Here is a 6001-nt window from a genome sequence, read left to right as displayed (position 1 = left end):
GGCGGCTCCATAGGCAATCACCTCTGCACCGAGCACGATCAGGCGCAGAGCGAGTGACAGGGTCAACCAACCCCAGATCATCCAGGCGGCCGTCGTCACGACATAGGCAACTGCCTCGGGCGGCAGGTAAGAACCGTTCAGCGTGCTCGCGATGATGACTCTGTTGGGCAACTCGGCCGGCAGTCTCGGTGGGCCGGCCACGGCGAGCAGGGTCGTTCCCCCGATCGCCAACCCCACGACGAGCCCGAGTAGTCCAAGACGGTGGTGCCGGCGCTCATCACCGGCGAGTTGTGCAGAGACGTGCACGATCCTCTCCCGCGCGAGCTACCTGGACGTCAGGACTGGCTGGATCTCCTGTACGCGGTAGCTGCTCTCGTAGCTCCGACGGATCGGCGGCAGTGCCTGCACGGCGCCGCCGTTGATGCTGTACTCAGCGGTGAACTCGATCGTCAGGCCGACCGTGAATCCGGTCGGGGACCGAAGGGATGAGTGCTCGTAGGTGTGCTTCACGTCCGACGCTCGCGGATACGGCTTGCCAAGTGACGTCGTCACGAGCCTCGTCCCATCGCCGAAACTCCATTCGTAACGGCTTGGGCGAACCGTGACGACGATCGTCAGCGACGTTGGGCGGCGGAGCGGATCGTCGCGGGGTACATCGTCGATCGGTATGTCGTCGCCGATCTCAGCCGGGATGTTGATGCGCCGCGAGACTCCGAACGCGCGGCCATCGTATCCTTCGACCCAGAACCAGGTCGGTACGGCGACCAGGCCAAGGTCCGGGTTCATACGGACCTTCGCTGCCGGCAGCGGTATGTCTTCGAGGACATCGGCGACGAAGAGCCGCGGAGTGATGGCCGCGCGGCTCGCCGATGGCGGCAGCGTAACCGCCGGCAGCTCGATGAATGGCGGATCGGTGGGGAATAGCGCCGGCGGCGCCTCGGCAACAGGAGCCAGGTCGGCAGGCGAGTCGGGGACCGGCGCTTCGGCCGGCGCTGGCTCCGTGGAAGCAACTACAAGAGCTGACGGGTCGGTCGGAGGCGCTTCCTCCATCGGCGCTTCGACAGATGGTTCGTCGGCGACCGACCGGCTGAACAACGGCGCGGCGGACGCGGCTGGAGCGTCGGTCGCTACCACATCCTCCAACGGTATGTCTGTCGCTGTGGCCTCGTCGGTTGGTGCCTCCGCGGACGGGACATGGGGCACTGGCGGATCGGCCGTCGGCGGCGGCTCGGGCGCCGGGACCGGAGCCTCGGCCGTCAGTTCGGGAATTGGGGCGTCGGGAACGGCCACGGGTGGCGGCTGGCTGGGCCGCCGCTCCCGCTCCTGGTTTCGTTCAGATGAAGCTTCCCTGCCTTCCGTTTCCTGGCGGACGGAAATGCGGATTCGCACCCCGTCCGGCCGGGACTTCACTTCGTGCTTGATCTCTGTTTTGCTCCGTGGCGCCTTGTCGTCGGGCCGTTGGGACTCGCCGCGCGACTCCCCAAGCACCGTGGACACCCACAAGCAAAGAAGGGCGATCCCGGTGATGGCGCTAAGAAGGATCAGGCCAGGGCGTGGGGCGCTAGCTGTGGCGTTCACTGTCCACCACCTTCCAGATGCCGTCGATCTTCCTCAGCCGAAACGAGACCTTGACGACCTCCTCGGGCTCAGGTGCCCCAACCGGTTCCTTGGTCGCGGGATCCACCAGGTAGCTTCGGTTGAGGTACTCGTCGTACAGCTCAGCCTCTTCCGGGGACAGGCTCAGGAGCCCGACCTCGTGCTCCGCTTCGATCACGGCGGCCACGCCTCTGGCTTGGAGGTCGGCGATCTGCTCACGCTCGCGTTCGAGCGCCGGACCGTCCAGCACCTCGGGCAATCGACTGACGTCGACGTTGAAGGCGGCCTCGGCCCGAATCTCCCAGAACGTCGAGTAGGCGGCCTGGATCTCTTCAAGGAGCGCCAGGTCGATCTCGATGGCGTCTGTTCCGGTCTCTGGACTGGGCGCGGCAACAGGGTCAGCGTCGCCGAGTTCATCCTGAAGTGCCAGGCGCCCCAGGATGAATCCGAATCTTGTCTCCTGTGCATGCGCCGTGGTCGTCGCCTGGAGCCCGACCTTCGGCCGAAGGCGTTGATTCAGCACGGTCGCTCCCCCGAGCAGGAGCAGCACAGCGATAAGCAGTGCCAGCCCGATCGGCCAGTAGGAGCGACGTGTCGGCGCATGCTGTTCCTGTCGCGCGCCGAAGTCATCACTCAGCTCATGTACGGTCATCTTTCTCTCCACAGTTACGGCTCTCCCCGCTCGATTCCATGCCGTATCTCCGCGGTGGCGGCCGCCGTGACTCGGACTGTTCCTATGCCGATGAGGCGAAGGAAACTGGTCGGTGCATCGCGGCTGAGCCCAACCTGGACGCGGCTCGGTTCAACATCAATGCGGATGTCACGGCTTGCGTTCTGACCGACCGCGGACCTGGCGACCCGGCGGGCCGAGGGCTGGTCGAGCACGACGGTGCGCCCACGGCTCTCGCGGTACGCCCGCACGTCGATCTGCTGGGCTCCAGCCCGGGCCGCCGAATCGGCGACGTTCTGAAGCTCTCGTCGAGCGCTGAACACGAGCCCACCATCTGCCGCGAGGCCGACGATCGCGAGGAACAGCGGCAGCATGACCGCCATCCAGACGATCGCCTGACCGCGCTGAGCAGTCCACAGCAGGCCAGCCCTTCCGATCGATGCCTGTCGTTGTGGCCTCATCGATCGCGCTCACTTCGCCAGCGGCTTCGGTAAGCATCGATCCGCTCGACGTGTTCGCTAGAGATAGACACACGAGCCCAGCTCAGCAGCGGCAGATCTTCGAGCGACACGTCGCAGCGGACCGAGGCGCGGACCTCACCGCCTCGGCTGAACGCACCGGGCTCGACCCGCACTTCGAGCGGTCCGTCGTCAAGCCCGTAGCCGGCGGCCACCTCCCGACCGCGCGCGGCGCCGCGACCTCTGGCGTCGTCCGCCGTGTCCGCCAGCGCTGCGGTGCGCGCAGCCTCTCGGGCGACGGCGCCGACCGCCATCTGCCCGTGAGCCACTCGCCCGGCCGCCACGACGCCAAAGGCCAACGTCAGAAGCAGGGGTACGACCAGGGCAGTCTCGACCAGCGCCTGGCCCCTTCGGTGAGCCAGCCGAGACCGGGTCATGGCACGGATCCAACTAGCGACTCGGGCCGGCACGGAACCGCTCCTTGCTTAGAACCGACCGTGCCGCCAGTGGCAGCGTCGCGTCGGCCGCCCACGGGATGATCAGGCGCATTCGACCCTGTGCCTCCACGCTTATCGCGTCTGCCCCGTCCGTCCCGCTGACAGTGACGTCCTCGACGGACCGGCCCAGCCCGGCCCCCAGCAAGGCGCGGGCGTGACTGACTCCGTCAGCGAGTGATCGATCCTCGCTTGCCGCGACCCGAGCGCCGTCCTGCACCGCCCCGGTGACCACGTTCTGGGCGTGGGCAAACAGGGCGAACTGGACCAGCCCGATCGCCGTCAGGAGCAGAAGCGGGAAGGTGATCGCCGCTTCCACCATGCCCTGACCACGCTGCCAGGCGAAGCGCTCGACGGTCAGGCGAGCGAGGTTCATCCTCACCGCCCGCCCCCACCGAGTCCCGATAGTCGTCCAAGGATGTTCTGGAAGACGGTAGCGATTCCGCCACCGAGGGCCTGGACGGCGGCCATCGCCACAATCGCGATCAGCGCGGCGAGGATGGCGTACTCAACCATCGATTGGCCCGGCTGGCTTGCCGTAACGAATCGACTCATCCTCCTCATTCTTCGCAGTATTGCGTTCACGTAGAGCACGACGTACGGCGACAACATCTGAGGTCTCCTCTCCACGTTCTCCGGTTCCGCCGAGCAGCAGGCCGGGTGTGACGCCGACCTGCCTATCCGCCGAGGCGCATCAGCTCCACGGCGGCTGGGACCAGCAGCACGACGAACAGGACGGGCATGATGAACAGAGCCACCGGCAGGAGCATCCGGACGCTCGCCTTGCCGCCCTCTTCGACGATCCGAAGCCGCTTCCGCTCGCGGAGCGCTTCGGCTTGCGCAGTCAGCGTCTGAGTCAGCGGGATGCCCTGCTCATGCGCGGCCCGAAGCTGCGAGGCGAAGCTCGTCAACTCTGGTACGCCCACGCGTTCGGCCATCTCCTCGAGCGAGTCGATCAGTGGCTGACCCCGGAGCGTCATGTCACGCCGGGCATGTTGCAGTTCCCGCGCGACGGTGCCCGCGCCGTATCGGACCACCTGATCGAGGGCCTGTTCGATCGCCAGCCCGGCCGAGGTTGCGATCGTCAGCATGTCGAGGATTGTCGGCAGTTCCATCAGACACTCGGTCCGCCGAGCACCAAGTTGCCGGTCGAGCTGCCAGTCCGGCCCGAGGAATCCTACGGCTGCGCCGACAGCCCAGCTCCAGACCGGCCACGGGCCGAACGGATGAACTCCGAGCACGTTCATCAGCGGGAAGATGACGAGGCCGATCAGCGCAGCCGCGACCTTCTCACCGAAGAACTGTGACGGCTCGACACCGGGGCGAGCGATCCGCAGCTTCCGCTCGAGCTCGTTGCCACCGGCCAGTCCGAGCCGAGCGAGGACGAGCCGCGCCAGGCGTCCCAGGTCATCCAGAACTGGCCGGAGCAATGCCTCGAGCAGGCGCGTGTGGAAGAACGGCCGAACCTCGACCCGCCGCAGATCCATACCGATCCGTTCGTCGACGTCGAGGCGGCGAAGCTGTTCGACCAGGTCGGGCTTCGGGCGCCCGATCGGCTGTCCAGTCGCCAGTAGGTACGCGCCGAGTCCGAAGACCAGCCCCAGCACAAGTGGCGTTGGCCGGACCGCGGTGACATCGATTGGCATGGCGAAGGGTGTCATCGCAGCACCCTCCGCTCCGTGGGCAGGCGCGTCAGCCACCGCATGCCGGCGTAGCCCACGAAGATACTCAGGAGACACCCGGCCAGCAGCACCTGGCCCGACCAGTCATCGAAGATGCTCAGGTAGGTCGGGTTGACCTGGCGGATCGCGATCAGCACCACCAGCGGCACCGCCGCGACGATGCGCGCCGACAGGACATTTCTTGCCTGGAGCGCTCGCAGCTCCTCGTGAATCCGCAACTGAGCCCTTGTGGCGTGGGCGAGTCGATCGAGCACCTGGCTCACATTGCGACCGCCCAGCCGGTCATTCAGCAGGAGGCTCGTCGCGACGACGTCGAAGACCGGATCGGCGAGACGCTCCTGCATGGCGCCGATCGCCGACTCGAAGCCCATCAGGCGCATCTCACGGACGAGCGTCGTAAGCTCGGGCCGCAGCACTGCCGGTCCGCCCCGGGCGAGGCCAACCAGCGCTCCGGGCACCGACAGTCCGGTTCGGATCGCATCGCGAAGCTGTCCGATCGCGTCGACCATGGCGGCCTGCATCTCAGTTCGCCGACGCTCGTGGCGCTGAATGAAGTAGGCCAGCGGCGTGACGCCCCCCAGTCCGGCCGCAAGCAGGCTGACGACACCCCAGCCGAGGATCAGCTGGGACACTCCGCCCGCCACCATAGCGGCGGTCGTCGCGAGGAGCAGCATGTCTCGGGGCGAGGCCTCGCCAAAGCCAGCCCTCGCGAAACTGCTCTGCAGGGCTTCGGGCCACCACGCTCTGGCCGAGCGCGGACGCGGGGCGGTGAGTCCCTCGTACACGAGGTACACTCCGGCTCCAAACGTGATGGAGAGCAACAGCGGAATCATCTCGGGGACTCTCCTGCGCTGTTCACCCTAGAAGCGCCGGGCTACACGACGATTACACGGGAGTGTCTTGACAGCAACATGTGACGAATCTCAGCGAGATCAGTGCAATTCGCCTCACGTCGACGCCTCGACGGCGGGTGGCGGGGCATAGGCGACACCCCGCGCTGCGATCTTCTCCAGGCACCGGGGTCGAATGCCGGTCCAGGCCAGCCGATCTCGGGCCGGGTCGAGGCCCCAAATCTCATTGCCGGTCACGACATCCCCCTCC

The 6001-nt window shown here is 66.8% G+C and carries 9 protein-coding genes; all 9 read right to left on the bottom strand.

Features of this window, described 5'->3' with window-relative positions:
* Positions 1-306: hypothetical protein (locus Q0C41_RS29115; RefSeq protein WP_291990138.1), on the bottom strand; the 306-nt coding region annotated here is incomplete at its 3' end.
* A gap of 18 nt (positions 307-324) precedes the next feature.
* On the bottom strand, positions 325-1578 hold the full coding sequence (locus Q0C41_RS29110) for a hypothetical protein (protein WP_291990136.1): 1254 nt from the start codon (positions 1576-1578) through the stop codon (positions 325-327).
* Positions 1562-2248 carry a hypothetical protein gene (locus Q0C41_RS29105; protein ID WP_291990134.1) on the bottom strand — a complete coding sequence of 229 codons (687 nt, stop codon included), beginning with the start codon at positions 2246-2248 and terminating at the stop codon, positions 1562-1564. The genes Q0C41_RS29110 and Q0C41_RS29105 overlap by 17 nt, the downstream gene beginning before the upstream one ends.
* A gap of 14 nt (positions 2249-2262) precedes the next feature.
* Positions 2263-2727 (bottom strand): TadE/TadG family type IV pilus assembly protein, encoded by a 465-nt coding sequence (locus Q0C41_RS29100; RefSeq protein WP_291990132.1) that lies wholly within the window; start codon positions 2725-2727, stop codon positions 2263-2265.
* Entirely contained in the window at positions 2724-3161 is a 438-nt protein-coding gene (locus Q0C41_RS29095; RefSeq protein ID WP_291990130.1) for a TadE family protein, read from the bottom strand. Before Q0C41_RS29095 ends, Q0C41_RS29100 begins: the two co-directional genes overlap by 4 nt.
* 13 nt (positions 3162-3174) lie before the next feature.
* Positions 3175-3594: a TadE family protein gene (locus Q0C41_RS29090; RefSeq protein ID WP_291990129.1), complete on the bottom strand. Its 420-nt coding sequence runs from the start codon at positions 3592-3594 to the stop codon at positions 3175-3177.
* Positions 3595-3596: 2 nt separating this feature from the next.
* Positions 3597-3773, bottom strand: a complete 177-nt coding sequence (locus tag Q0C41_RS29085) for a Flp family type IVb pilin (protein ID WP_291990127.1) — start codon at positions 3771-3773, stop codon at positions 3597-3599.
* A 122-nt stretch (positions 3774-3895) separates the two neighbouring features.
* A complete protein-coding gene (locus Q0C41_RS29080) occupies positions 3896-4879 on the bottom strand; it encodes a type II secretion system F family protein (protein WP_291990124.1) in 984 nt (327 codons plus the stop codon).
* Positions 4876-5574, bottom strand: a complete 699-nt coding sequence (locus Q0C41_RS29075; protein ID WP_291990123.1) for a type II secretion system F family protein — start codon at positions 5572-5574, stop codon at positions 4876-4878. Before Q0C41_RS29075 ends, Q0C41_RS29080 begins: the two co-directional genes overlap by 4 nt.
* Between the last annotated feature and the right edge of the window lie 427 nt (positions 5575-6001).

The organism is Luteitalea sp. (assembly GCF_022842525.1).
In the GTDB taxonomy this organism is placed as follows: Bacteria; Acidobacteriota; Vicinamibacteria; order Vicinamibacterales; family Vicinamibacteraceae; genus Luteitalea.
The sequence above is the reverse complement of the archived record's forward strand: the minus strand, read 5'-3'. Positions and strand labels throughout refer to the sequence as shown.

Coding starts and splice junctions, on each gene's coding strand:
- Q0C41_RS29105 (WP_291990134.1), bottom strand. CDS start 2,248: ATGACCGTACATGAGCTGAGTGATGACTTCGGCGCGCGACAGGAACAG.
- Q0C41_RS29100 (WP_291990132.1), bottom strand. CDS start 2,727: ATGAGGCCACAACGACAGGCATCGATCGGAAGGGCTGGCCTGCTGTGG.
- Q0C41_RS29095 (WP_291990130.1), bottom strand. CDS start 3,161: ATGACCCGGTCTCGGCTGGCTCACCGAAGGGGCCAGGCGCTGGTCGAG.
- Q0C41_RS29090 (WP_291990129.1), bottom strand. CDS start 3,594: ATGAACCTCGCTCGCCTGACCGTCGAGCGCTTCGCCTGGCAGCGTGGT.
- Q0C41_RS29085 (WP_291990127.1), bottom strand. CDS start 3,773: ATGAGTCGATTCGTTACGGCAAGCCAGCCGGGCCAATCGATGGTTGAG.
- Q0C41_RS29080 (WP_291990124.1), bottom strand. CDS start 4,879: ATGACACCCTTCGCCATGCCAATCGATGTCACCGCGGTCCGGCCAACG.
- Q0C41_RS29075 (WP_291990123.1), bottom strand. CDS start 5,574: ATGCTGCTCCTCGCGACGACCGCCGCTATGGTGGCGGGCGGAGTGTCC.